The 26,042-nt window shown below is 64.9% G+C and carries 23 protein-coding genes; 9 read left to right on the top strand and 14 right to left on the bottom strand.

Going from position 1 to position 26,042, the window contains the following annotated elements; all coding sequences use genetic code 11:
• The first annotated feature begins 48 nt into the window (after positions 1 to 48).
• From ACT01B_RS01315 to ACT01B_RS01295, 5 genes are all read left to right on the top strand, one after another.
• On the top strand, positions 49 to 627 hold the full coding sequence (locus tag ACT01B_RS01315; RefSeq protein ID WP_445145601.1) for an NnrU family protein: 579 nt from the start codon (positions 49 to 51) through the stop codon (positions 625 to 627).
• Between the two features lie 337 nt (positions 628 to 964).
• On the top strand, positions 965 to 2,761 hold the full coding sequence (locus ACT01B_RS01310; protein WP_445145600.1) for an ABC transporter ATP-binding protein: 1,797 nt from the start codon (positions 965 to 967) through the stop codon (positions 2,759 to 2,761).
• 68 nt (positions 2,762 to 2,829) lie between these two features.
• Positions 2,830 to 3,030 (top strand): hypothetical protein, encoded by a 201-nt coding sequence (locus tag ACT01B_RS01305; protein ID WP_445145599.1) that lies wholly within the window; start codon positions 2,830 to 2,832, stop codon positions 3,028 to 3,030.
• Positions 3,030 to 3,638: a DUF938 domain-containing protein gene (locus tag ACT01B_RS01300; RefSeq protein WP_445145598.1), complete on the top strand. Its 609-nt coding sequence runs from the start codon at positions 3,030 to 3,032 to the stop codon at positions 3,636 to 3,638. The genes ACT01B_RS01305 and ACT01B_RS01300 overlap by 1 nt, the downstream gene beginning before the upstream one ends.
• A gap of 173 nt (positions 3,639 to 3,811) precedes the next feature.
• Positions 3,812 to 4,240 (top strand): YchJ family protein, encoded by a 429-nt coding sequence (locus ACT01B_RS01295; RefSeq protein WP_445145597.1) that lies wholly within the window; start codon positions 3,812 to 3,814, stop codon positions 4,238 to 4,240.
• A 40-nt stretch (positions 4,241 to 4,280) separates the two neighbouring features.
• Here the strand turns inward: ACT01B_RS01295 and ACT01B_RS01290 are convergent, their stop codons facing one another.
• From ACT01B_RS01290 to gltB, 4 genes are all read right to left on the bottom strand, one after another.
• Complete coding sequence (locus tag ACT01B_RS01290) at positions 4,281 to 5,048, bottom strand: NRDE family protein (RefSeq protein WP_445147398.1); 768 nt, start codon at positions 5,046 to 5,048, stop codon at positions 4,281 to 4,283.
• A gap of 222 nt (positions 5,049 to 5,270) precedes the next feature.
• Positions 5,271 to 6,140, bottom strand: a complete 870-nt coding sequence (locus ACT01B_RS01285) for a methylglyoxal synthase (protein ID WP_445145596.1) — start codon at positions 6,138 to 6,140, stop codon at positions 5,271 to 5,273.
• Between the two features lie 233 nt (positions 6,141 to 6,373).
• Positions 6,374 to 7,813 carry an FAD-dependent oxidoreductase gene (locus ACT01B_RS01280; RefSeq protein ID WP_445145595.1) on the bottom strand — a complete coding sequence of 480 codons (1,440 nt, stop codon included), beginning with the start codon at positions 7,811 to 7,813 and terminating at the stop codon, positions 6,374 to 6,376.
• Positions 7,810 to 12,255, bottom strand: a complete 4,446-nt coding sequence (gene gltB / locus ACT01B_RS01275; RefSeq protein ID WP_445145594.1) for a glutamate synthase large subunit — start codon at positions 12,253 to 12,255, stop codon at positions 7,810 to 7,812. Before gltB ends, ACT01B_RS01280 begins: the two co-directional genes overlap by 4 nt.
• Positions 12,256 to 12,674: 419 nt before the next feature.
• On the opposite strand from gltB, the gene ACT01B_RS01270 reads away from it, so the two are divergent.
• Both ACT01B_RS01270 and ACT01B_RS01265 read left to right on the top strand, forming a co-directional pair.
• Positions 12,675 to 13,874 (top strand): murein hydrolase activator EnvC family protein, encoded by a 1,200-nt coding sequence (locus ACT01B_RS01270; protein WP_445145593.1) that lies wholly within the window; start codon positions 12,675 to 12,677, stop codon positions 13,872 to 13,874.
• A 133-nt stretch (positions 13,875 to 14,007) separates the two neighbouring features.
• The gene (locus ACT01B_RS01265) at positions 14,008 to 15,360 is read left to right on the top strand and encodes a S41 family peptidase (protein ID WP_445145592.1); all 1,353 of its coding nucleotides are present in this window, start codon (positions 14,008 to 14,010) and stop codon (positions 15,358 to 15,360) included.
• 90 nt (positions 15,361 to 15,450) lie between these two features.
• Here ACT01B_RS01265 and ACT01B_RS01260 read toward each other — a convergent pair whose 3' ends face one another.
• The 5 genes from ACT01B_RS01260 to ACT01B_RS01240 all read right to left on the bottom strand — a co-directional run bounded on the left by ACT01B_RS01260 (position 15,451) and on the right by ACT01B_RS01240 (position 18,057).
• Positions 15,451 to 15,936, bottom strand: coding sequence for a cupin domain-containing protein (locus ACT01B_RS01260; RefSeq protein WP_445145591.1), 486 nt, complete (start codon positions 15,934 to 15,936; stop codon positions 15,451 to 15,453).
• On the bottom strand, positions 15,933 to 16,697 hold the full coding sequence (tatC, locus tag ACT01B_RS01255) for a twin-arginine translocase subunit TatC (protein ID WP_445145590.1): 765 nt from the start codon (positions 16,695 to 16,697) through the stop codon (positions 15,933 to 15,935). Before tatC ends, ACT01B_RS01260 begins: the two co-directional genes overlap by 4 nt.
• A complete protein-coding gene (tatB, locus tag ACT01B_RS01250) occupies positions 16,684 to 17,055 on the bottom strand; it encodes a Sec-independent protein translocase protein TatB (RefSeq protein ID WP_445145589.1) in 372 nt (123 codons plus the stop codon). The genes tatC and tatB overlap by 14 nt, the downstream gene beginning before the upstream one ends.
• Positions 17,056 to 17,067: 12 nt before the next feature.
• A complete protein-coding gene (gene tatA / locus ACT01B_RS01245) occupies positions 17,068 to 17,301 on the bottom strand; it encodes a Sec-independent protein translocase subunit TatA (protein ID WP_445145588.1) in 234 nt (77 codons plus the stop codon).
• Positions 17,302 to 17,367: 66 nt separating this feature from the next.
• Complete coding sequence (locus ACT01B_RS01240) at positions 17,368 to 18,057, bottom strand: lipid-binding SYLF domain-containing protein (RefSeq protein WP_445145587.1); 690 nt, start codon at positions 18,055 to 18,057, stop codon at positions 17,368 to 17,370.
• A gap of 106 nt (positions 18,058 to 18,163) precedes the next feature.
• Here ACT01B_RS01240 and hemH point away from each other — a divergent pair, with 106 nt between their 5' ends.
• Together hemH and ACT01B_RS01230 are read left to right on the top strand one after the other, a co-directional pair.
• Positions 18,164 to 19,261 carry a ferrochelatase gene (gene hemH / locus ACT01B_RS01235; protein WP_445147397.1) on the top strand — a complete coding sequence of 366 codons (1,098 nt, stop codon included), beginning with the start codon at positions 18,164 to 18,166 and terminating at the stop codon, positions 19,259 to 19,261.
• Positions 19,262 to 19,265: 4 nt separating this feature from the next.
• Entirely contained in the window at positions 19,266 to 20,120 is an 855-nt protein-coding gene (locus ACT01B_RS01230; RefSeq protein WP_445145586.1) for an alpha/beta fold hydrolase, read from the top strand.
• An 84-nt stretch (positions 20,121 to 20,204) separates the two neighbouring features.
• Here the strand turns inward: ACT01B_RS01230 and ACT01B_RS01225 are convergent, their stop codons facing one another.
• The 5 genes from ACT01B_RS01225 to ACT01B_RS01205 all read right to left on the bottom strand — a co-directional run bounded on the left by ACT01B_RS01225 (position 20,205) and on the right by ACT01B_RS01205 (position 25,853).
• Positions 20,205 to 21,905, bottom strand: coding sequence for a dipeptidyl-peptidase 3 family protein (locus tag ACT01B_RS01225; protein ID WP_445145585.1), 1,701 nt, complete (start codon positions 21,903 to 21,905; stop codon positions 20,205 to 20,207).
• A 191-nt stretch (positions 21,906 to 22,096) separates the two neighbouring features.
• Positions 22,097 to 23,302, bottom strand: a complete 1,206-nt coding sequence (locus ACT01B_RS01220; RefSeq protein WP_445145584.1) for an ABC transporter permease — start codon at positions 23,300 to 23,302, stop codon at positions 22,097 to 22,099.
• Positions 23,299 to 24,033, bottom strand: coding sequence for an ABC transporter ATP-binding protein (locus tag ACT01B_RS01215; RefSeq protein ID WP_445145583.1), 735 nt, complete (start codon positions 24,031 to 24,033; stop codon positions 23,299 to 23,301). The genes ACT01B_RS01220 and ACT01B_RS01215 overlap by 4 nt, the downstream gene beginning before the upstream one ends.
• On the bottom strand, positions 24,030 to 25,604 hold the full coding sequence (locus ACT01B_RS01210; RefSeq protein ID WP_445145582.1) for an alpha/beta hydrolase: 1,575 nt from the start codon (positions 25,602 to 25,604) through the stop codon (positions 24,030 to 24,032). Before ACT01B_RS01210 ends, ACT01B_RS01215 begins: the two co-directional genes overlap by 4 nt.
• Positions 25,605 to 25,616: 12 nt before the next feature.
• Positions 25,617 to 25,853: a helix-turn-helix transcriptional regulator gene (locus ACT01B_RS01205; RefSeq protein ID WP_445145581.1), complete on the bottom strand. Its 237-nt coding sequence runs from the start codon at positions 25,851 to 25,853 to the stop codon at positions 25,617 to 25,619.
• Positions 25,854 to 26,042 lie beyond the last annotated feature (189 nt).

The raw sequence follows: 26,042 nt of genomic DNA, 5'->3' as shown, positions 1-26,042 counted from the left end.
GTGCACATGCCTATAATCCCCGCAGCCCCACACACCCAAGGTGAGCTCATGGCGCTGCTGATCCTCGGTCTGGTGATCTTCCTCGGTGCGCACTCGGTCCGCATCTTTGCCAATGACTGGCGTAGCCGGCAGCTCGCGCGAATCGGCGAGAAGCGCTGGAAAGGGCTTTACGCGCTGGTATCCATCGTTGGCTTCGTCATGATCTGCTGGGGCTTTGGACTGGCGAGACATCAGCCGGTACTGCTGTATGTGCCGCCACTGTGGCTGCGGCACCTCAATGCGCTGTTCACGCTGATCGCTTTCATTCTCGTGGTGGCCGCCTATGTGCCGAACAATCATTTCAAGGCCAAGCTCGGCCATCCGATGCTGGCCGGCGTAAAGACCTGGGCCTTCGGCCATCTGCTGGCCACCGGCATGCTGCACGATGTGGTGTTGTTCGGCGCCTTCCTACTGTGGGCCGTGGTTGACTTCGTCAGTTCACGTCGCCGCGATCGACTGGCCGGGGTTGCCTATCCCGCCGGCACGGCGAAGGGTGATGTCATCGCGGTGGTTGCCGGTGCGGTGAGCTGGGCCCTATTCGCCTTTGTGCTGCACGCGTGGCTGATCGGCGTAAAACCGATGGGGTGACGCGAGCCCTGTGCTCGTCGACACCGCTATAGCGCCTCCTCACACCGGGGATTCGGGCGAGCCGAATCTGCGCTGACGCGTTGCGGAAACCCGGCGCTTTGCGAGGCACCAAACGTTCGCGGATCAAGAATCCGGGCCTGGCTTTATCGGGCTGGCCATCATTATACGAAAATCGCTAGTCATGGCCGATGAACGCCTATTCTTTCGGTGCGTCGACGGTCCGCGCGCGCCTGCTAAGGTTCCTGCGCATGCTTCGCAGCGTTGTCGCCCGGGTGCGGGGGTATCGAAGCGCGACGCTGCCAGGCCCCATCGGTCGAACACGGAGCGGCAAGACGGTATGAGCTCTTTCCATTTCAATTATCAGAAGCGTCCGGCCGATGTAAAAATGAGCCTCGCCGATTGGCGGCGGATCGGGCGCTACGTATTACCCAAGTGGCGCAACACTGCGCAGCTCGTACTCTGCATCGTGGTGTCGGCCGCGCTGGCGGTGGTTCCGGGCCTTGCGATGAAGGAAATCGTCGACCAGGCCATTCCCGGTCGCAGCGTGGCGCTGCTGCTCGTGATGGTCACCAGCATGATCGTGGCGTCGCTGGTCGCGAACCTGCTCGGTGTCTGGCAGAGCTTTATCGCCACCCGTCTCGGGCAAGGCGTGATTTTTGATATCCGCAGCCAGATGTTCGACCGGCTGCTGCGCCAATCATTGCGGTTCTACACCAACACCCGTTCGGCCGAGGCGCTGTCGCGTCTGCAGAACGACGCCAGCGGCATCCAGAGCGTCGTCAGTGGCACCATGGTCAACCTGGCCAGCAATACGCTTACCGTCATCGCCATCGCCGCCGTGATCCTGCACCTCGACTGGCGCCTCGCCCTGCTGGCGCTGGCGATTCTCCCGATCTTCATTCTTCCCACCCGCAAGGTCGGGCAGGCGCGCGGCCGTATCGCCAGCCGTACGCAGGAGCAGATCGCGGAATTCAACTCCTACGTGCAGGAGCGCCTGTCGATAGGCGGCTTTCTGTTGATGCGCCTGTTTGGCACCCAGCAGGTCGAACGCCAGCGATTCCAGCAGAATTCCGGCGCCATTCGCGACCTGGTGATCGAGCAGAACTCGCTGGGCCGCTGGTTTCTGATGTTCATCACGTCGTTCGCCAGTGTCGGGCCTGCGCTGATCTTTCTGGTGGGTGGCTGGGAAGCCATTGCCGGCACGGTTACCACCGGCACTATCGTGGCATTTGTCACGTATCTTGGCCGTCTCTACGCGCCGGCATCGGCGCTGGTCAATGCGCAGGTCGACCTGATCAGCGCCACGGCCTTGTTCCGCCGAATCTTTGAGTACCTGGATCTGCCGATCGAGGTGGATGATGCGGCGTCGCCCACCACCATCAGCCATCCACGCGGCGCGCTTTCCTTCAAGAACGTGTCGCTGGCCTATGACCTGCCTGGCGGTCGCGTGGTCCTGGACGATGTTTCGTTCGAGGTGCCACCCGGCAAGATGGTGGCACTGGTCGGCCCGAGCGGCGCTGGCAAGACCAGCATTACTTATCTTGCCACCCGTCTCTACGATCCCACGGCGGGCAGCGTCTGCTTCGACGACGTCGACCTGCGCTCGATCGGTTTCGGGACGCTGGCGCGATTGACGGCAAGCGTTACCCAGGAGGCCATCTTCTTCAACGCCACGGTGAAGGACAGCCTGCTCTACGCCAAGCCCGATGCCAGCGATGAGGAGATCGAGCGAGCCTGCCGCTTGGCCCAGGTGCATGATGTGATCGCATCCTTGCCCAATGGCTTGATGACCGTGATCGGCGAGAAGGGTTACAAGCTATCGGGTGGTGAAAGGCAACGGCTGGCGTTGGCGCGCATTGCCCTGCGGGACCCCAAGCTGATCATTCTGGACGAGGCCACCTCGTCGCTGGATTCGCAGTCCGAGGCACAGATCAGCGAGGCGCTCAAGACCTTGCTGGCAGGGCGCAGCAGCCTGGTCATCGCCCATCGGCTCAGCACGGTCATTCGCGCTGACCTGATCCTCGTGCTCGACCAAGGACGCATCGTCGACCGCGGTACGCATGCAGAATTGCTGTCCCGCCAAGGCCTGTACGCCACCCTGTATCGGGAGCAGTTCCTGGCCCATCAGTCATAGGCAGCGGGCGGCCATCGGGCAGCCCAACTGCGCTAGAGTGGCGCCGGTTCTGACGCGAGGGTCGTCTCATGCTTGGTTTCCTGCTGTGGTTGTTGCTGCTGGTGTTCTGCTGGCCACTGGCACTGCTGGCCATCGTGCTGTACCCGATCGTGTGGCTGCTGACCTTGCCACTGCGCCTGGTGGGCATCACGGTGAGCGCGGTGTTCGCCTTCCTCGGTGCACTGCTGATGCTGCCGGCGCGCGTGCTGAGTGGTAAACCCTTAGCCTGATGGGCGCGGATAAACCGCACGCGCCATCCTGCGAGCGCAACCGAGACCCGATTCTCGACGTGTTGCGCGTCCATTTCGCCGATCGCCAGAACGTGCTGGAGATCGGCAGTGGCACCGGGCAACACGCCGTGCATTTCGCTGCGGCGTTGCCGCAACTGCTTTGGCAATGTACGGATCGGGTGGAGAACCTGCCCGGTATCCAGCTTTGGCTAGACGAAGCCAGGTTATCGAACACGCCGGCGCCCATCGAACTGGACGTCAGTGGCACGTGGCCGATACAGCGTTATGACGCCGTGTTCAGCGCCAACACGCTGCACATCATGGGTTGGGATGAAGTGGAGCGACTGTTCGATCATCTGGCCGATATCACGACGGGTGATGCGAAGCTGATCGTCTACGGACCGTTCAACTACGGTGGGCAGTACACCAGCGAGAGCAACGCCGCGTTCGACCAGTGGTTGCAGGCGCGCGGCGCGCACATGCGCATCCGCGATGCCGAAGCGGTGGATGCGCTGGCCGATGCCGCCGGCTTCAAGCTGGTGGACGACATCGCCATGCCGGCCAATAACCGCTGCCGCGTGTGGCAGCGGCAGGTGCTGGTCAAATAATGGGGATAACCAGCACAAGCTTTCGCCCGTCATCCCCGCAAACGCTGGAATGACGGTGTAGCGGCATGTGGGCTGCTTGGCCCGGGTGTTTCACGCGCGAATCATTGGATTTCCGACCGTTTACGCGTCACGATGCGCCCAATGGCGGTTTACCCGCCACACCACGACCGACGATGCGACCTTACGTGCAAGCGATCGACACGCTCACCCCCTGCCCCTGCGGCAATACGGCCGGCTATGCCCGGTGCTGCGGCCTCCTGCATGAGGGTGGCCACGCCTTCACCGCCGAGCAACTGATGCGTTCGCGTTACAGCGCCTATGTGCTCAAGCGCGAGGATTACCTGCTCGCCACCTGGCACGCCAGCACGCGCCCGGCCACCTTGAAACTCGGCGCGCAGCAGCCCGCGCCGAGCTGGCTCGGACTCACCGTGAAGCGCCATGAAAGTGCCAACGATGAAGCCACAGTGGAGTTCATCGCACGCCTGCGTTACGGCGGCGGCAAGGCACAGCGCATGCATGAGGTCAGCCGCTTCGTGCGCGAACACGGCCTGTGGTTCTATGTCGACGGCGAATTTCCGGAAGCGAAGTCAGGCGAGGATTGACCACCCCGACAGCACTGTAGGAGCGCACCCTGTGCGCGCTTTAGCCTCGCGCCACCAACGGCATCGCCGTCTCACCCTCCGGGCGACCAAAAGGCCCGAAGCGGCGCTCGACCACCACGCCGCGCCCGTCGTAACCGATAGCCACCACCGTGCTGGCACGGGTTCCATAATGCTCGCCGCGAATGAAGGCGGACGACAACCAGCGCTCGCGCTCCAGTCCCACGCCCGTATCCGGCAGCTCGTCGTCTGGATAGACATGCGGATCGGCCAGGGCTGCGAATAGCGGCGCGAACTCGTCATCCTCCCCGGCATCGAGCCATGCCTGCAAATGCCCCATCAGCGCGCGGGTCTTCGGCCACGGGGTATTGAAGTCGGCATTGGACAGGCCGTGGATGCCGGGCGTGATCGCCTGTGCGCGTGGGTCCGGCCGGTTGCCCAGGTAGAACGCATGCTCGGTATCAAAGGTCAGCAAGTTGAAGGGGCGGTAGTCCGCCGCCGTCTCCAGCAGGTCGTCAGCATGCCTCACGGCATCGGCGCTGCCTGAGAGATAGTCCAGCGCCAGCAGGCCACGTGATCGCCCGTGCTGCGGATCGCGCGGATCGCGCACATTGGTGACCACGCTGCAGGATCCCGCGTCGGTCACGCCCAGCCAGGTGCCACCGGCCTCCAGATCCTTGCCCGCGATGATGGGCGGTTGCTCCCAGCGCGCCAGTGGCAGGCTGGGGCGCGCATGAAACTCGTCGCGATTGCCGGCCAGCAGCAGGCGCCAGCGCGGATGGACCTTCCAAGCCAGCGCGATCAGGCACATGTCGTGGCTCCCGGCGTCATCCGGGCATTGTGGGCGAGCGCGCATGGCGGCACCAGCGCCAAAAAAAAACGGCGCGCCGATTGCTCGGCGCGCCGCCCTGGTTTCCCCCGTCGACTCTGGCCCATGGCCTGGCGACGTTCCGGGCAAGCGATGAGCCCTGGGCTAACCCAGGGCTCTGATCCGGAGTATAGAACCGGCAAACGTCCGCGCGCCTGTGCCTGTTCAGGCAGCCGCGCGCAGCCGTACAGCTGACGCCCAGCGCGCGGCCACCTTGGGCGAGGTGATGCACACCGCCTCGTCGGTACGGGTGGTGACGGCGCGCTCGAGCAGCTGGATATCGGCCTCGTGCTGGCGGGCCACATGCGGATCTTCGAAGAAAATCGCGCGCTGGCAGCGCCCTTCCAGCACCAGGTCGGCGATCTGCGCGTCGCCGCCCAGGGGACCGCTCTGGTAGCGCTGCACCCAAGCCGAGTCCTTGGGCCAACCACGGCTCCAGGCCAGCTCGTTCAGCCGCTGGCCGGTGGTGCCGGTGCCGACGCGATGGGCAAAGCGGGAGAGCACGTCGAAATGCGCGTCGGCATAGGCGAGCATCTGCGGCTTCATGGCATCGTGTGCGATCAGGGCGGCGGTTTGGGACTCGAGCGCGTAAAACGCATCCGCTCCCGAATCAGGCGCCCACCCGGCATGGAGTCGCTCAAACTCGATCCAGTCGCGCGCGGACGCCACGGTGGAGATAAACGGCTTGCCGTGGATCACGCACTGCCGCTTCAGCGCCACCGCTTCCGGGAAGATCGATGAGGGATCGACCGGATCGATCAGGTAGATCGCACCATCCAACACGCGGTCGTCGCCCAAGCCGACCACTTCGGCCACCAGCTTCATCAGGCCGCCTTCGCGTCCATAGGGATAGCGACGCAGCGGTGCGTAGCCTTCCAGATGCCCCGCACGCAGGATGGCGTCGTAGGTACGCCCTACTGCGTGCAGCCCGAGTCCCAGTTCGCGGATGCCGGCCTCACTGGCGCGCAGCCAGCGGAACAGTGCCGCATCGGCATGGGCGTGATGAAGTTGGTTGGCGGCGAGACCAAGACGCATGGGGTTTCGTTCCGATAAGGGGGCAGCCATCGCGCCTGGCGTCGGACAGCATGGCTCGTTAGCTTAGCCTCCTCTCCCCTATGGGGAGAGGATTGAGGTGAGGGGTGGGTGCTCGCGGAATAGATGATTCGGAGCGCGCTTCGATCCGACGCATTCGCGACCGTGTCCCCTCACCCTACCCTCTCTCCCACAGGGACTACCTCCGGGTCGCCCGGAGGGGAGAGGGAAAAGTGCTAGGCATGCGCGAGGGCAGGTGCGTCGACTTCCTGCAGCATCTGCACGATCGACCCGGACGCCTCGCGACCGTCGTATACCGCGCGCACTACCAGGTCGGCACCGCGCACGTTGTCGCCGCCGGCGAAGATGCGCGGGTGGCTGGTCTGGTGCGGCAGGGTGCCGTTGGCGCCGGTGACGATGCGCCCCGTGCGGTCCAGCGACACGCCATGCGTGCGCAGCCAATCGGGCGGGCTGGGCAGGAAACCGAAGGACTGGATCACCACGTCGGCGTCGATGACGTATTCGGTGCCCGCCACGTTCTGCGGGCGCATGCGGCCGGAACCATCGTCGACCAGGGCCGTCTCGATCACCCGCACGCCACGCACGTTGCCGCGGGCGCCACCGAGGATCTCCAGCGGCTGGCGCTGGAACAGGAAGGTGACGCCTTCCTCGCGGCTGTAGTTCACCTCGCGCGCGGAGCCCGGCATATTCGCTTCGTCGCGCCGATACACGCAGGTCACGCTGGCCGCGCCCAGGCGGATCGCCGTGCGATTGCAGTCCATGCCGGTGTCGCCACCGCCGAGCACGACCACGTGCTTGCCGCGGAAGTCGAACGCCGGCGGCGGCGATTCGTCGCGCAGCAAGCGCTCGGTATTGGCGATCAGAAATGGCAGCGCGTCGTGCACGCCGTGCAGCTCGCGTCCCGGCAGCTGGGCGTCGACATAGGTGTAGGCACCGGTGCCCACGAAGACCGCATCGTAATCGTCAAGCAGCTGGCCGAATTCGATATCGCGCCCGACTTCACGGCCGAGCAGGAAACGCACGCCCATGCCTTCGAGCAGCTCGCGGCGCGTGCGCACGACAGCTTTGTCCAGCTTGAACGGCGGAATGCCAAAGGTGAGCAGGCCGCCGATTTCCCGCTGGCTGTCGTAGACATCGGCCGCGATGCCAGCACGACGCAGGCGGTCCGCACAGGACAGCCCAGCCGGGCCAGCACCCACGATGGCCACCCGCTTGCCGGTCTCGCGCACCGCAGAAAGATCAGGGCGCCATCCCTGGCGTAACGCTTCGTCCGTAACCCAGCGCTCGATGCTACCAATGGTCACCGCACCGAACGACGTTTGTTCCAGCGTGCACGCGCCCTCGCACAGGCGGTCCTGCGGGCATACGCGGCCGCAGATTTCCGGCAGCGGGTTGGTCTCGTGCATCAAGGTGGCCGCCTCCATCAGGCGGCCTTCCTCCACCAGCTTGAGCCAGTTCGGGATGTAGTTGTGTACCGGGCAGGCATGCTCGCAATACGGGTTACCGCAGTCGATGCAACGCTCGGCCTGGGTGCCGGCCTGCGCGGCACCGAAATCGCCGGAAATCTCGCCGTAGCCGAGCACGCGAATCGATACCGGCACCGTGCGTGGCGTCTGCCTCTGCACATTGAGGAACTGAAAGTCCTTGTCGCTCATGCCGCGCTCCTCAGTTCCTCGGCCAGTGCCGACAGGCTCGCAGCCTTCGGCTTCACCAGCCAGAACTTGTACTGCAGGCCGCGGAAGTCATGCAGGATATGGCGTCCCCAGTCGCTGCCGGTGAGCTCCACGTGTCGCGCCACCAGGCCGCGCAGATGCTGCATGTAATGCTCCATGCCCTCAGGGGAAATACGCAGGATGTCCACCAGCTCGTGGTTGTAGCAGTCGACGAAGGTGCGTTCGAGATCGAGCACGTAGGCAAAGCCACCGGTCATGCCCGCACCGAAGTTGAGACCGACCTTGCCGAGCACGGCCACCACGCCACCGGTCATGTATTCGCAGCAGTGATCGCCGGCGCCTTCCACCACGGCCAGCGCGCCGGAGTTGCGCACGGCGAAGCGTTCGCCCGCGCGACCCGCTGCAAACAGCTCGCCATCGGTCGCGCCATACAGACAGGTGTTGCCGATGATCGCGGCATCCTGGCTGGCAAACGGTGAATCCGCCGGCGGACGCACCACGATGCGGCCACCGGCCATGCCCTTGCCAACGCCGTCGTTTGCTTCGCCGGTGAGATCGATATGCACGCCGCCGGCATTCCACGCGCCGAGGCTCTGACCCGCTGAACCGGTGAGCTTCAACACGAGCGGATGTGCATCCATACCGTGATCGCCGTGACGACGAGCCACTTCACCGGATAGGCGTGCGCCAATCGCACGATCGATGTTCGCAATATCGAAGGTGAACACGCCGCCGCTGCGCTGAATGATGGCCTCGCGGGTTGCCGTATCGATGCGCTCCGCCAACTCGGCTTCGTCACGCATCGGATTGCGTGGCAGGGTGCAGGCGAAGTCGACGTTTGCACCCAGTGAGCCGGTACCGATCAGCGGCAGCAGATCCAGCTTGTGTTGTACCGGCGTGGTGCCATCGACCTGTTCCAGCAGGTCGGCGCGGCCGATGATCTCATCGAGACTGCGCACGCCCAGTTGGGCGAGATGCGCACGCACATCTTCGGCGACGAAGCGGAAATAGTTGATCACCATTTCCGGCAGGCCAATGAAGTGCTCCTTGCGCAGCACCGGATGTTGGGTGGCGACGCCGGTGGCGCAGTTGTTCAAATGACAGATGCGCAGGTATTTGCAGCCCAGCGCCACCATCGGGCCGGTGCCGAAACCGAAGCTTTCCGCGCCGAGCAGCGCCGCCTTGATCACGTCGAGGCCGGTCTTCAGACCACCATCGGTCTGCAGGCGCACGCGCCCACGCAGGTCGTTGCGGCGCAGCGTCTGCTGCGTCTCGGCCAGGCCCAGCTCCCACGGCGTACCTGCGTACTTGATGGAGGTCAGCGGACTGGCACCCGTACCACCATCGTGACCGCTCACCGTGATGAGATCCGCACCTGCCTTCACCACGCCCGCCGCGACCGTGCCGACGCCGGCATGGCTGACCAGCTTCACCGAGACCAGCGCCGAGGGATTGACCTCCTTGAGGTCATGGATCAGTTCGGCCAGGTCTTCGATGGAATAGATGTCGTGATGCGGCGGCGGCGAGATCAGGCCGATACCCGGCTTGGCGTAGCGCAGTCGCGCGATGGTGGCGTCGACTTTGTGCCCGGGCAACTGACCGCCCTCGCCGGGCTTGGCGCCCTGGGCAATCTTGATCTGCAGCACTTCGGCATTGACCAGATACGCCGGCGTGACGCCGAAGCGACCCGATGCCACCTGCTTGATCTTCGAGGTCTTCTCGGTGCCGTAGCGGGCGGGATCTTCACCGCCTTCGCCCGAATTGCTGCGCGCACCGAGGCGATTCATGGCGATCGCCAGTGCCTCGTGCGCCTCCGGCGACAGCGCGCCCAGCGACATGCCCGCCGAATCGAAACGACGCAGGATGCTTTCGACCGACTCGACATCGTCCAGCGGCACCGGATCGCCCACCGGGCGCGGCGCCAGCAGATCGCGCAGTGCCGAGGGCGGGCGGTGATCGACGTAATTGGCGTAGGCGCGGTAATCCGCGCTGCTGCCGGTACGCACGGCCTTCTGCAGGCTGGCGATCACGTCCGGGTTGTACATGTGGTATTCGCCGCCGTAGACGAACTTGTACAGTCCGCCTGCGCGCAATGGCAATGCCTCGTTCCATGCCTCCGCAGCCAGCAGGCGCTGGTCGTGTTCCAGCTCCGCGAAGCCCGCGCCACCGATGCGCGACGGCGTGCCGGGGAAGCACAGCGCCACCACCTCCGGCGCCAGCCCGACAATCTCGAACAGCTGCGCACCGCGATAGCCGGCAACGGTGGAGATGCCCATCTTCGACAGGATCTTGAGCAGGCCCTTGCGGATGCCGCGTCGATAGCTGCGGCCCACTTCGAAGCGGTCGCTGGCGATGTGGCCTTCGCGGCCCAACTCGAACAGGCTCTGGTAGGCGAGCCAGGGGTAGATCGCGGTAGCGCCAAATCCGATCAGGCAGGCGAACTGGTGCGCGTCGCGTGGCGTGGCCGTCTCGACCACGATATTGCATTGGCAGCGCAGGGACTGATCGATCAGGTGCGCATGCACCGCGCCCACCGCGAGCAGCGAGTGGATGGGTAGCTGGTCCTTGCTGGGGTAGCGGTCGCTGAGGAAGACCAACGAGCAACCTTCGCGCACCACCTTTTCAACGTCCTGGCAAAGCCGGCGCAGAGCCGCTTCCAAGCCTTCTTCCGGCGCATACATCAAATCGAAGCGCGGGGTAGTGATGAACTGCGGCAAGGCCAGCAGCTGCCGCAGCTTGCGCTGCGAGAGCACGGGCGAATTGATCAGCACCTGCTTCGCGTTCTCGGGGGTGAGATCGAACACGTTGCTCTCGGGCCCGATCTGCGTCACCAGCGACATCACCAGCTTTTCGCGCAGCGGATCGATCGGTGGATTGGTGACCTGGGCGAAGGCCTGGCGGAAACGGTCGAACAGCGGCCGCACCTGGCGCGACATCGCCGCGATCGGCGTGTCGTCACCCATCGAGCCGGTGGCTTCCTGTTCCAGCTCCACCATCGCCTTGAGTACGGTTTCGCGCTCTTCGCGCGACAGGCCATAGAGCTTCTGGTAACGGCGCAGCTCGTCCGCTGGCAGCGGCTCCGCGGCCAGCGAGGGATCAATCAGATCCGACTCCAGATAGCTCACGCCGGCGCGCAGCCAGTCGCGGTAGGGCGCGCGGCGGCGATTGATATCGTCGATGTCGGCGTCGCGCAGCAGGCGGTGCTGCTGCAGATCGACGGCAATCATTTCGCCCGGCGCCAGTCGTCCCTTGGCCACCACCTGTGACGACGGCACGTCCCACAGACCCGCTTCGGAAGCGACGATCAGGTGGTTGTCGGCCGACAAGGCCCAACGCGCGGGACGCAGGCCGTTACGATCCAGGGTACACGCGGCGTAGTGGCCATCGCACATCACCAGGCCGGCCGGCCCATCCCACGGCTCGCTGTGCAAGGCGTAGTACTCATAGAACGCAGCGAGGTCCTCGTCGATGCCCTCGCGCGCGGCGAACGCCGGCGGGACCAGCACGCGCATGGCGGCAAGCAGATCCAGACCACCAGCCAGCAGCACTTCGAGCGCGTTGTCGAGACTCTCCGAATCGGAACCGGTCTGGCGTACCAGCGGACCGATATCCGACAGGTCCAGCAGCGGCGAATGCAGGATCGTTGTGCGCGCCTGCATCCAGCGCCGATTCGCGCGAATGGTATTGATCTCGCCGTTGTGGGCGAGCAGGCGGAATGGCTGGGCCAAGCGCCACTGCGGCGTCGTATTGGTCGAGAAGCGCTGATGGAATACCACGGCATCAGATGCCAGCGCCGGATGCGCGAGATCCGCAAACACCTCGCGCAGACGACCCGGCGCAGCCATCGCCTTGTAGCCCACGACCTGGGCCGACAAGGTCACCACGTAAAAATGATCATCATCGGCCAGCGAGCTTTCCGCGCGACGGCGCGCGCGGAACAAGGCACGCTCGAACACGGCGTCGTCCATGCCTGCGGCGGGTTCGACGAACACCTGGCGCACACGCGGCTTGGCCGCGGCGGCCAGCGGGCCGCAGGCCTCGGCGTTCACCGAAACATCGCGCCAACCCGCGACATGAAGGCCTTCCTCGCGCAGACGCTTCTCCAGCGTCGCGGCAGCGGCCTCGCCATCCGTCGGATCGAGAAACACCATGCCTGCCGCAAAACGTTCGCCGAGCGCAATGCCTGCCTCGGCCGCCAACGCCTTCAACCAGTCCAGCGGACGATGGAAGAGCACGCCGCAGCCGTCGCCACTGACGCCGTCGGCGTTAACGCCGCCACGGTGGGAAAGTTTGGCCAACGCCGAAAAGGCGGTGTCCACCACCCAGGCACTAGAGCGCCCGTCGATCTGTGCGACCAGACCAAAACCACAGCTGTCGTGCTCAAACGCAGCGTCGTAAAGCGTCGCTGGAACTGCCTGCACCATCTTGCCTCCCCGGCCGATGGAAGGAGACACGTAGTCTCAACGGTGCCAAGGGCGCCGCTGCCACGTGTACGAGTGTGGCCTCGACTAAAGCACAATTGTTGCGTCGCGTCAAAGCAATCTATACGTCCAAATGAAAGTTTCATTCGCAAGTGATTTTTGTCGCCTCAGAAGGTTCGAACGAAGGAGGTATGAAGACGTCTCTGCTCGTCATTCTGTAGGAGCGCACCCTGTGCGTGACCATCTGGCAGGACTGCCAGTTTGCACAGCGCCAGCTGCCCGCAGGGCGAGGGCCAAGGATGGCCCGAGTGAAAAACCTACGTAGCCGTAAACCCGTGATCGCGCACAGGGTGCGCTCCTAGAGGGGACGATGGCCCACCCCAGGCTCGCGTGTCGTCATCTAGCTCGGTGATAATCCACCGATGTCAAAGCCACCCCGCCATGTCCGTTCCTACGCCCGCGCCCTGACCGGCGCTCTGGTGCTCTCCTTGATGGCCATGCCGGCCTGGGCCGCCCAGGACGTCAAGACCAAGGCCGACCAGGCCGAGGCCGAGAAGCGATTGTCGGACGTGCGCAGCAAGATGGAGGCGCTCTCGAAGGAACAGGCCGAGACGGCCGCCCGCCGCGACAGCGCCAACGTCGAACTGGCCAAGCAGGCCAATGCGGTGGCCAGCGCGGCCAAAGCCGTGCGCGAGACCGACGCCCAGCTTGCGACCAAACAGCACGACCTGGAGCAGCTGCAGCAGCAGCGGGCGGAGCTGAACAAGGGTCTCGAAGGCCAGCGCGCGGCCATCGCCGACCTGCTCCGTGCCACTTACGCCCTGGGCCGTGGCTCGGACCTGCGCTTGTTGATGGGTGATGATGATGTCGCACGCATCGCCCAGGCCTTGGCCTACTCCAAATACTTCCAGGAAGATCGCGTCCAGCGTGTGCAGAAGCTGATGGGTGACCTGGCCAGGCTGCAGGACCTGGAAACCGAGATCGTGGCCCAGCAGCAGGCGCTACAAGCCATTCGGGCCGAACGCGAGACACAGGCCAAGACGCTGGAGCAGCAGCGCGCCAGCCAAGCCAAGCTGGTGGCCGACACCAATGCCCAATACAAGGACCAGGCCCAGCGCCTGGCTGCCTTGAAGCAGAACGAGGCCTCGCTCAACCAGCTGCTGGAAAAGCTGCAGAAGGCCATCGACGAAGCTGCCAAGGAAGCCGAACGCGCCGCCCGTGCCAATGCCACGACAGCGCTGCCGCCGCCCGGCAAGGGACTTGCCAACATCCGTGGCAACCTGCCCTGGCCCGCCAATGGCGTGGTGAACACCTATGGCAACGGTGTGCTGATCAAGGCCATCGGGGGCAGCGAAGTGCACGCGGTGGCCAGCGGTCGGGTGGTCTACGCTGCGTTCCTGCGCGGTTACGGGATGCTGCTCATCGTCAGCCATGGCAGCGGCTGGATGAGCATGTACGGCAATAACGAGACCCTGCTGCGCGGCGTGGGCGACCAAGTGGAGCCCGGTCAGGTGATCGGTACCGCCAGCGCCCCTACCGGCGTCAACACCGGCGTGTATTTCGAGCTGCGCCAGAACAACAAACCGATGGACCCGCGCAGCTGGCTCGGCCGCCAGCGTTGACGCCAGCTACGCAGGGTCGCAGGCTAACCTGCATGTCGTGACATTGAATTTCAGCGCGGTCTGGCGGTCTAAGCGCGTTGCGCTGTTGAATCATCAGCCCCGCCCCCCTTGGTTTTCCCGGAGTCCCCCACCCATGCGGTTTTCCACCTTGAGCCTCGCCGTCCTGCTGCTGGCGACGCCGCTGGCGCAGGCCCAGACCGCGCCCGCACAGGCCAAGGGCGCCAAGCCATCGGCTGCCCCGGCGATTGCGGCGTCCGTGCCTGATCGCGTGGATCTGGACGATATCCGCAACTTCAGTCGCGTTTACGAAATCGTGCGCCAGGCCTATGTGGAGCCGGTGGACAACAAGACCCTGATGAAGGCCGCCATCAGCGGCATGCTCACCGGTCTGGACCCGCACAGCGAGTACCTGGACAAGGAGGGCCTGAACGAGCTCAACGAGGACACCACCGGCCAGTACGGCGGCCTCGGCATCGAGGTGCTGCAGGTGGACGGCACGCTGCGCATCATCGCCCCCATCGACGACACCCCGGCTGCCCGCGCCGGCATCAAGCCTGGCGACACCATCATCAAGATTGATGGCAAGCCGGTGGATGCCGAGAATATCGACGAGATGTTCAAGCAGCTGCGCGGCGACGCGGGCAGCAAGGTCACCCTGACCATCCTGCACGAGAAGAGCGACAAGCCGATCGACATGCCGCTGGTGCGCGAACGCATCTCGATCACCAGCGTGAAAGTGCGCGAACTGGAGCCCGGCTACGCCTATGTGCGCATCAGCCAGTTCCAGGACGACACCACCCCCGACCTCGAGAAGAAGCTGGGCGAGTTCATCAAGAAGCATGGCCAGCCCAAGGGCGTCATCCTCGATCTGCGTTCTAACCCGGGCGGCCTGCTCACGGCGGCGGTCGGCGTCAGCGACGATTTCCTCAATAGCGGCACCATCGTAACCACGCGCGGCCGCCTGCAGGATGCCAACCTCAGCTTCGAGGCACACCCGGGCGACATCCTCAATGGCGCACCGATGGTGGTGCTGGTCGACAACGGCACGGCCTCGGCAGCCGAGATCGTCTCCGGCGCACTCAAGGACAACCGCCGCGCCCTGATCGTGGGCCGGCGCACGTTTGGCAAGGGCGTCGTGCAGACCGTGCTGCCGCTGGACAGCGAGCATGCGGTAAAGATCACCACGGCGCGTTACTACACGCCCAGCGGCACCTCGATCCAGGCCGAAGGCATCAAGCCCGATATTGCCCTGGCAGATCTGGCGGTGAACAAGGCCGACAGCGCGCCGGTGCTGGTCAGCTCCGAGGCCGACCTGCCCAACCACCTCGCCAACGAAGACACCAAGCTGGGCCGGGATATCGACAACGACGGCAGCGCCGAGAACGCCAAGCTCGCCACGCAGGACTACGCCTTGTCGCAGGCGCTCAACGTCTTGAAGGGCCTGGCACTGAACCGCGTGGCGCCAGCAGCGACCAGCAAGCACTGAGCCGCCACCTATCCCGCGTCGTGTAGGAGCGCACCCTGTGCGCGATCGCGGCGATCCACCTCGCAGGGTTTTCGCGCACAGGGTGCGCTCCTACGACAGGTCGCCGATCTCGGGGGCCAGGCCGGCCAGGTGGCCGGCCAGCGGATGATGCTCGTCCAGCAGTTCGAAGCCGTCGTACTCGAAAGCGGGCGCCACCAGGCACGTCATCAAGGCATGGCTGCCCAAGGGCCGAGCGGCCTGCCATGCGCCCGCCGGCACCACCGCCATCGGCCGCACCCCGGGCGCCAGTGGCCCGAGACAGCAGCGCTCCAGGCTCTTGTTGTCCGGGTCGTAGATCAACAACTCCAGCGGCTCGCCTTCGACGAAGTGCCAGGCTTCCTCAGCATCCACCCGATGCCAGCTGCTGTATTCACCCGCCTCGAGCAGGTAATGGATTGCGCTCAGGGCGGAACGGCCGTCCGGATTATCCGAAGCCGACGGCTGCGGGTGGACGCGGCGGTAATGGCCACCTTCCACATGCGGCTGCAGCTGCAAGGCGGCCTTCAGCTCTTCGATGCGCGCCGCGGTGTCGCTCATGCCGCCTCCGTCTGACCCGGCTTCAGCAGCCAGCGCACCGCCAGCACGCCCAGTTCGTAGAGCAGACACATCGGAATGGCCAGCATGATCATCGAGGTGATATCCGGCGGCGTGATGAAGGCGGAAATCGCAAACGCGCCGACGATGGCATAACGGCGTCCGCTGCGCAGCTGTTCGAGGTTGACCACGCCGATCGCCGCCAGCACCACCACGATCACCGGCACCTGGAAGCACAGGCCGAAGGCAAAGAACATCAGCATGACGAAGTCGAGGTAATGCGAGATGTCCGTCATCATCTCCACGCCCTCCGGCGTCACCGCCGTGAGGAAGCGGAAGGCCGCCGGCAGCACCAGGAAGTAAGCGAACGCGCAACCCAGGTAGAACAACAGCAGCGCTGCCGCCAGCAACGGTCGCGCCAGGCGCTTCTCGTTGCGATACAGGCCGGGACTGACGAAGGCCCACAGCTGGTAGAGGATCATCGGCATGCCGATGAACAGTGCGGTGTAGAACGCCAGCTTCAGCGGCGTCACGAAGCCGCCGGCCACTTCCGTGGCGATCAGGTGCGCGCCTTGAGGCAGCCGCTTGACCAAGGGCTGCGCCAGCTCGGAGTACAGCCGATTGGCGAACGGAATCAGCGCCACCAGCACCACCACGACCGTGATCAGCGCACGCATCAGGCGCGTGCGCAGCTCGATCAGATGGGAGAACAGGCCTTGTTCCAAACCATCAGGTTCCGGATTTTCGTGCTCAGACGCCGCCATGCGGAGCTTCCTTGGGTGGCGCAGCGTCGAGCGCCGGCACGGCGCTCTCGGGCGGGGCCTCGCTGGTGGCCGGTGCCGGTGAAACCACCGCGTTGCCGATCGGCTGCATCTTGCGCAGGGTCGCGTCCAGTTCGGCCTGCGCCGCCGTGGCCCGGTCCGCGGCCTCGCGCGCCTGGCGGCGGATTTCCTCGACCTGCAATTCGCGCTCGACCTCGGCGCGCACGCTATCCCAGCCGGTGCGCACGCGGCGCAGCAAGGCGCCAGCGGTGCGGGCGGCTCCGGGAAGTTTCTCCGGGCCGAGCACGATCAGCGCAATGACCGCGAGCAAGATCAGCTTGCCGAAGCTGATTTCAATCATGACCCGTCCGAGTTACTTCGGTTCGGTCTTGTCGTGCTGGTTCTGGGTCTGCGTGGGGCTGACCGGCGGGTCGGCACGCAGGCGCTCGTCCTGCTCTGCCTGAGCCGCCTTGGCCTCGTCACCGTCCAGGCCCTTCTTGAAGTCGCGTACGGCGCCGCCAAGGTCGCCACCGATATTGCGCAGTTTCTTGGTGCCGAAGATCAGCACGACAACGACGAGAAGAATGAGTAGATGGGTAATGCTCATGAATCTGGCCTCAAGGACGACAAAGCGGCGGAACCAGCCGTCACGCTGCCGCGCCGCCGCTCCATATCAACGCTGAGTGTACTCCTCCAGACGGTCCCTGAAGTCGACCACCGGCCCTGCCACGTTGCCGACGCCGCCTTCGAAGATGCGTCGCGGGGTGATGCCAGCGCCATAGATGGCCTCGTTCGCGTCGTAATCGATACGCAGGGCCGAACCGTCCAGCGCGACGCCGGCGAACAGGCCGCGGGAGCGTGAGTAAGAGTAGATCTCGGCCTTGAACTGGCCGTCGGTCGATGCCGTGGCCGTACGGCCGACCGGACCGGCCGCGGCGGCCGCGTCGGCACCCAGGGTGAATTTGCCGTTGACGATGCTGTCCACGCCGCGCTGGGTGCGGAACACCAGGATCACGTCGGTGGAAGACACGCCGGCCTGGAAGCCGAAGCTACCGCCGGTCATGGTGATAAAGCTGGGGTTGGACCAGGTGCCGTCGGGGCCCTTCACCGAGATCAGACCCTCGCCGCGGCGTCCGCCGAAGACAAAGCCCACCTTGAGCAGGTCGGGAATCACCGCAATGGCCTTGGCGTCCTTGAGCAGGTCCTGCGGGATCGACTTGTCCGGTGCTTCCATGATCTCCTTCAGCACGCGCACCGAATTCTGGGCGCGCACCAGCGGCGGATCCTCCGCGTGTACGGCCATGGCCGGCAGCAGCAGGATCAGACTGACAAGCAAAAGACGACGCAGTGGTGTTTTGATCATGGATGACTCCCAAGCTGATTTCAGGCACGGCCCGCGGCAACTCTTCATGCGGAACCGCAAACGGCTTGTGGCAGACTCTGCGGCGATTCTCACCGCCAGCGCCACGATGCCACATAGCCTCGACTATACCGGCCCCGCCGGCGATTCCGATGACCCGCCCGTTCAGGCGGGAGTGCTCTTGGTGAACCTGGGCACACCAGCCGCGCCCACCGCGAAAGCGCTGCGACCCTATCTGGCGCAATTCCTCGGCGACCCCCGCGTGATCGACTACCCGCGCTGGCTCTGGTGGCTGATCCTGCACGGCGTGATCCTGCGCGTGCGGCCGGCCCGCTCGGCCCATGCTTACCAGCGCATCTGGACCGCGCAAGGCTCGCCTCTGCGCGTCGGCAGCGAGTCGCTGACCGCGCGTCTGGGCGAAGAACTGCAGCGACTGCGTCCGACAGGCCCGATTCGCGTGGCCCTGGCGATGCGCTATGGCGAGCCGTCGGTGCAACACCAGATCGAACAATGGCAGCGCGAGGGCGTGCGTCGCCTGCTGGTGCTGCCGCTCTATCCGCAGTACTCGGCGACCTCCACCGGTTCGGTCATCGACGCGGTGGCCGATGCGTTCAAGTCCCTGCGCTGGCCGCCGGAGCTGCGCATCGTCAACGACTATCACGATGACGCGGCACACATCGAGGCGCTCGCCCGCAGCATCGAACAGTGGTGGGCGGTGAACGGGCGCGGTGACCAGCTGCTGCTGTCCTTCCATGGCATTCCGGAACGCTATGGTCGCCTGGGCGACCCCTACCAGGCGCAGTGCCAAGCCACCGCGCGCGCCTTGCGCGAGCGCTTGCAACTGGACGAGTCGCAGCTGCTCGTGAGCTTCCAGTCGCGCGTGGGCCGGGAGCGCTGGCTGCAGCCGTATACCGATGCCACCGTGCGCGAACTGGCCGCCGCCGGCATCAAGACGCTCGACGTCGCCTGCCCCGGCTTCGCGGTGGATTGCCTGGAAACCCTGGAAGAAATCGCCATGCAGAATCACGAGTTCTTCCGCGCCGCGGGCGGCAACGAGCTGCGCTATATCCCGGCGCTCAACGACACGCCCGGACAGGTCAGCAGCCTGGCCGCACTGGTGCTGCGCCATACCCAGGGCTGGGAGGAGTTCGCCGCCGACTACCGTCCTGGCCATACCGCACGACCACAGCCCGCCCCTATTCGGTGATCCCATGAGTGCACCGGCCGAACGCGCTATCACCCTGCCGCATCTTCGCTTGAGCGCCCAGGTCTGGGGCGAGGCCGATGCACCACCGCTACTCGCCCTGCATGGCTGGCTGGACAATGCCGGCAGCTTTGCCCGTCTGGCGCCCTTGCTGACTGACCGCTGGCAAGTCATCGCGCTCGATCTGCCTGGCCATGGCCATTCGGACCACTTACCGGCGGGCGCGCACTACCACTTCATCGATTACGTCGGCGTCGTACTCGCGGTAGCTGAAGCGCTTGGACTGGCGCGCTACCAGCTACTTGGCCATTCGCTTGGCGCTGGCATTGCATCGATGGTGGCGGCAGCCATGCCCGATGGCGTCGAGCGCCTGCTGTTGATCGAAGGCCTGGGACCCATGGGCGACGACGGCCGACAGACCCTGCATCGTTTTCGCAGCGCCTTTGCGGTCGCTCCCGCCTCAGGCCGTACGTTGCGCGCCTTCCCCTCCATCGACGCCGCCGTCAGCGCGCGCGCCATCGCCAGCGGCCTGCCTGCCGAGCAGGCGCGCCCGATCGTGGAGCGCGGTTTGCGCAAGGCCGGTGACGGCTGGCAATGGCGCAGCGATCCCCGGCTCAACCGGGCATCACCACTGCGGCTGGCGGAGGCACAGATCCATTCCCTGCTAAGCGGGATCGAGGCGCCCGCGGCGTTGCTGTTGGCCAAGCCGGAGGCGCCGTATCTACCGGAGGCGCAATTGCAGGCGCGTGCTACCTGCGTGGACGATATCGTGGTGAGCCATATGGACGGCGGCCATCATCTGCATCTCGAACATCCCGAAGCCGTAGCATCCTGGATCGCCGATTCGCAAGGCGAGATGTAGGGCGCACCCCGTGCGCGATCACGGCGTCATCGCTCCGTTGGCTTATCGCGCACAGGGTGCGCTACATAATGCCTATGGGGACTGTCAGGGTTTGGACAGACCCAGCACGTCCAGGCCTTGCTCGAAGGTGATGTCCACCGGAATCTTCGCCTGGTCCAGGCGCTTCAAATCACCGGCCAGCTGCGCGTCGACGATGCCCATGGTCGCGGTGAGCTGCTTGGCCGCCGCGTAATCGCCATCGCCCTGGATGGTCAGTAGCTTGGCCGACAAGGCATTCATGGCTGCGGTCATCTTGTCGAAGTCGACGCGGTAGCGGCCGGTGGCGTCGTCACGCGAGAACGCGCCCTGCTGCTTGAAGAAATTGAAGCGCACCATGTTCGCCTTGGCATGCGCATCACTGGCGCCGAAGCGCACCGAACGCAGGATGCCGGCAAGGAAGGTGACGTAGTTGTCCATCAACTTGGACTTGTCCAGCTCGCCCTTCTCGGCAAGCTTTGTGACCATGTACAGGCCGAGAATATCGGCCTTGCCCTCCTCGAAGCTCGAGGCCTGGTCCTTTAGCGCGCCGCGCACGAGTCCCTTGCCGGTGAGCGTCTCCTTGATACCAAGACCGTGCGCTACTTCGTGGAACATGGTGTTTTCGAAGAACGCATCGAAGGTCAGGTGCGACTGCTGGTCGTCCGCAATCAACTCCTTGGCAATCGGCAGCATGATCTTGTCGAACTTCGCCTGCATCACGTTTTCCAGCTGCAGGCGGCGCGTGCCTTTCTTCAGCTGTACCTCTTCGTCGTTGGGCAGGTTGATGGCGATGGTCTTGGCACCGACATTGGCATCGCCCGCGTAGTAAACGGCGAAATAGGCATTGAGATCGGCATCGGAGCCGGGCTTCTCCGCCTTGTATTTGTCGTCGACCGGCAGCTCGCGCTGCAGTTCGGGGAGATACTTGGCGAAGCTCGCCAACTTGGCGCTCCAGGCCTGGTCCTTGACCAGCACATAGCTCTCATAGCTCGCCTTGTAGCCGTAGAGCTGGTCTTCATAGGTTTCGATCGGACCGATCACGATGTCGACGGGATTGTTCTTCATCGACATCCAGGCGAAGTCGCTGGGGCGGTAGTCGTCGCTGAGCAAGGCGTCCGCACGCTGCTTGAGATAGCCGGCGAATTCCTTGTCGTCGGAAAGCGCCGCGGCCTGGCGCAACAGGCCGGCGGCACGCTCAAGATCCGCCTTGTAGGCTTCGTGATACGGCACGGTCACGAGCTTGCCCTGGGCATCGCGACGCAGCACGTTGTAGAGCCCGGCCTTGTCCTTGAGGTCGGCCTTCTCGAATTCGTCCTTGGTCATGTCGGCCGGATAGAACTGCGCACCAGGCGGACGCGGACCGACGCCGGCAACGAAGGGCTGGTCGTTGTCGAGACGGTCCCACGGTCCGTAGTTGATCTCGGCGAAGCGACGCGTAACGTCGTCCGGAATGCGCTGCATGAGCGCGGCCTTGTCACCCCAGGACTGCTGCCAGTAGATGTCATTGGTGACATCGGCCGCCTCGATCAGCAGCGCGATCATCTGCTTCTGCTTGTCGTTGAAGCCGGAGAGGTCGGCGGTGAGCTTGACCGGCGCATAGGCGGCCATGCGCTGCTGTGCGTTCTCGGCGTCGGTCGAGGGCGGCGGAGGCGTCGCTGGGGCGGTGGATGCAGGAGCGGGGGATTGCGCCGCTGGCGCGTTGTCATGGGACGAGTTGCAGCCAGCCAGGGCGGCAACGAGGCTCAGGGCAAGGAGATGGCGGCGCATGGGCTTACTCGGTGTGAGGAAAGCGACATCGTAGCGCGAGAGCTCCACTCCCTCTCCCCAAAGGGGAGAGGGTTGGGGTGAAGGGTCGGGCTTGCGGTGCGTTTTGTTAGAGCGGGCTTTTTTGCGGCTCCCTCGCAAGCACCCGCCCCACACTTCTTCCTCTCCCCAACGGGGAGAGGAAGAAGTGTGGCTTAGCTGGAAATCGCCAGCCGCTCGGACTGATAGAGATGCGCCGTCACCAGCACGCCAAGCACGGCAGCCACCAGGCTGCCGGTGAGGCAAAGCGCCATTTGCTGCATGTCGATGCCATCGCCGCGCAACAGCTGCATGATGCCGAGGTGCTGGCCGAGCAGGGGCACGGCGTACATCCAGGCCTGCGCCTTGATCGGCATGGTCGACAACAGGATGCTCGGAAGCACCGGCACGAACATCAGCAACGACAGATACGTCTGTGCTTCGCGATAGCTCTTGGCGAAGGCGGCCACCATCGATTGCAGCGCGGCCAGCAACACGATCAGCGGCAGCATCAGCAGCAGCACGTGTCCGCTGAAATGCAGGCCAAGGTCGAGTTCCATGCCCAATTTCTCGGTGGGGAGGAAACGCCCCACCACCCCAAACGCGACCAGGCTGATCAGCAGGCTCGCTACCGAGAACACGCAAATGGCGGCCAGCTTGCCGGCAAGAATCTTCCAGCGCGATACCGGATTGGCGAACAAGGGTTCCAGTGACTGGCGCTCGCGTTCGCCCGCCGTGAGATCGATGGCCAAGTACATGCCGCCCATGAAGACGGTGAGCACGAAGAAATACGGCAGGATCGAGAACATCAACGCCGCGCGCGCCTGCGCCGTGGCCTGGTCGCGCCTGGCTGCCACCACCGGCCACGCCGTGCTTGGCGCAAGACCACGGGCGACCAGCCGCATCGCACCCTGCTGGCGCGCGTAACTCTCCACCAACTGGCTGACCCGCTCGACGGCGGTGTTGGCGTCGCGCTGCGAAGAGTCGTAGACCACCTCCACCTGCACCGGCTCGCCCTTGCGCCAGGACGTGACGAAATCGGGCGAAATGCGCAGCACCACATCCGCATCCTGCTTGTGCACGGCCACTTCGGGATTGCCGATAGCGGCGGTGGGCACGATGCCTCCGGCCTTCAGCGCGGCGATCAGGTTGGGTGCGTAGTTGGCACCGATCACCGGCACCGGCAACGGTTGTTCGGCCTTGTTGAATTCCCGGTTGAGCGTGATGTTGAGCAGCATCACCAGCATGATCGGCCCGAGCAAGGGACCGGTGAGAAAGGCGCTGACGAGCGTACGGCGATCGCGCAGGTTTTCCTTCACCTCTTTCAGGAACACGGTGACAAACGCGCGGCTTCGTTCGATCTTCGCGGTCACGGCCCTCATGCGGCGAGCCCCTCATCACTGCCGATAATCTTCACGAAGGCATCCTCCAGATTGGCCTCACCGGTTTGTTCGCGCAGCGCCGCGGGCGATTCGTCGGCCACCACGCGGCCGTGCGCAATGACCACGATGCGGTCACACAAGGCCGCCACCTCCTGCATGATGTGGCTTGAGAACAGCACGCAACGACCTTCGGCCTTGAGCCGCTGCATGAATTTGCGCAGGGCACGCGTGGCCATCACGTCGAGGCCGTTGGTAGGTTCGTCGAGGATCACGTTGCGCGGGTCGTGGATCAGCGCACGCGCAATCGCCGTCTTCACGCGCTGGCCCTGCGAGAATCCTTCGGTGCGACGGTGGGCGAAGTCTTCCATCTCCAGCGCGTGGATCAGCGCGTCGCGCCGGCTCGCCAGTAGCGCATCCGGCAGGCCGTGCAGCCTGGCAAAGTAGTCGATGTTCTCGCTTGCAGTAAGGCGCTTGTACAGGCCGCGCGCATCGGGCAGGACACCCAGTGCGCGGCGCACGGCGAGCGCGTCCTCGGCGGCATCGATGCCATCGACGATGACCTGGCCACGATCGGGCTTCATCAACGTGTAGAGCATGCGCAACGTGGTGGTCTTGCCGGCGCCATTGGGTCCGAGCAGTCCGGTGATCTCGCCGTCGCGCGCCGTAAAGCTGACGCCATCCACCGCCTTCACCACGCCGAACGCCTTGTGCAGGTCTCTTACCTCGATCATGGCGCTGCTCCGTTGAAGTCGATGAACATCGGCGTGGCGCGCAGTCGATCGAGGCACTTCACATCCAGGGTTTTCGGACTGAGTCCCTCGATGAAGTGTTTGACGATCTGCGGTGCGCAGCCGGCATTGATCACGTTGTGACCCTGCCCCTTGAGCACGAGATGACGCGATTGCGGCAGGTTGCTGGCCACCGCATCGCCATAGCGCGGCGGCGTGACCGGGTCGTATTCGCCCGACAGCAGCAGCACGGGCTTGTCGGTCTTCAACGGCTGATGGAAATCGGCAGGACGCGCGCCCCTGGGCCAAACCGAGCACACGGCCTGCAGCGTCTCGACCATGCGCGTGCCGAGTATCGTGTGGGCATCCTGCGGCCGCATGGTCAGCAGGTCGGCGTCCTCGCTGCAGATCACCGACGACTGCATGCCGCCATTCATGGTGTCCGACAGATCGCCGCTCAACAACTTCGCCTGGCCCAGCAGCGGTCCGACATCGCCATGCGCCGCGGCGTCGATCGACAGCGGCAACAGCGCTGCCGTGAGTGGCGAGTAGGCAAACATGCGCACCACGCTGGCCAACGAATACTCACTCAGCACGCGCTGCACGCTCTGGTAAGTCTGCGGGTCGCGGAAGCTCACCTTGTGCGGATTGGCACGCAAGGCATCACGCAGCTGATAAAGCGTCTGGTACGGATCGCCAAAACGTTTATGGCAAGCGTCGTCCGCGGTGCAATGCGCGAACTGTGCCTTCAACGCGTCGTCCAGGTTCGGCGCGAAGTCCTGGCCCAGCACCAGCTCGTTCGGCACCACGCCATCGAGCACCAGGCTGCGTACGGCCTCGGGATGGCGCATGGCGTATTGCTGCGCCATGCGCGTGCCGTAGGAAACACCGACCAGGTCGAAGCTGGGCGCGCCGAGCGCCTGGCGCACGTCTTCCAGATCCTGCGCGGCGATGGTGGTGGTGTAGAAGCGCGGATCGGCCCGGCCATCGAGTTGCTTGAGGCACTGCGCGGTTTCCGCGCGCAGCCGGTCCGGATGAAATTCGAGATCGTCCTGGTCGTCGCCGTTGTCGCCCTCGGCCTTGCAGGTAAGCGGATTGGAGCCGCCGGTGCCACGCTGATCGAGCAACAGCACGTGACGATGGGCGGTCAATGGCTGCAGCGCGCCAGCCACGCCAGGCCATGACTCGGTCGCCGCCTGACCAGGGCCGCCCGCCAGCATCACCAGCATGTCCTTGCTCGCCACCTGGGCACTGCTGCGGATGACCGCCAGCCTGAGCTTGATCCGGCGGCTCTGCGGATCGTCGCGGTTTTCCGGTACCTCGAACGGTGCACACCAGGCGGCGGTGGAAAGGCCGCTATTGGGTTGACCCAGTTCGCACGGTGTCAGCGTCAGCGAGCCGAGCTGCCACGTCGGTGGCTTGGCCGGAGCCACCGGCGCCGTGGCGGCGGTGACCGGCGTCGCATCGACCGCCTCCGTGGCGGCTTGCTTGTGCAGCTGGTGCCAGCCCAGCGCCGCCAGCCCAACGGCGACCGCGCCAATCCGCAAAGCCGTTCGTCCCTTGATTGCCCACATTGCTGTTATCACTCATTCCGTAGGGGTTGCACTCGCCGGACCCGCGCCGTGATTCCCGGGCTCAGGCTGAAAAATCGATTCGAGGGAACAGCCGAACAGGCGTGCGATCTTGAACGCCAGCGGCAGGCTCGGATCGTACCTGCCTGTCTCGACGGCGTTCACGGTCTGACGCGACACGTCCAGGCGCTCGGCCAGGTCGGCCTGCGACCAGCGACGCTCGTTTCGTAGCTCGCGCACGCGGTTGTTCATTCGCGGCGCGTGCGCCAAGGCGTCAGGCAGCGCACGAGGTAGCGCCCAGGCACATCGCCAGATAGGCCAGCAGCAGGCCTTTCAGCCTCAGGACAGGCCGATTTGCGGGTTCGCTCACGGGCTCACGCCGATAAGCGACAAAAAGTGCGGATAGATGCCGACGGGATGCGCCACGACCCTCTCCCCAAA

Source organism: Dyella sp. Tek66A03 (assembly GCF_052567735.1).
The sequence above is the reverse complement of the archived record's forward strand: the minus strand, read 5'-3'. Positions and strand labels throughout refer to the sequence as shown.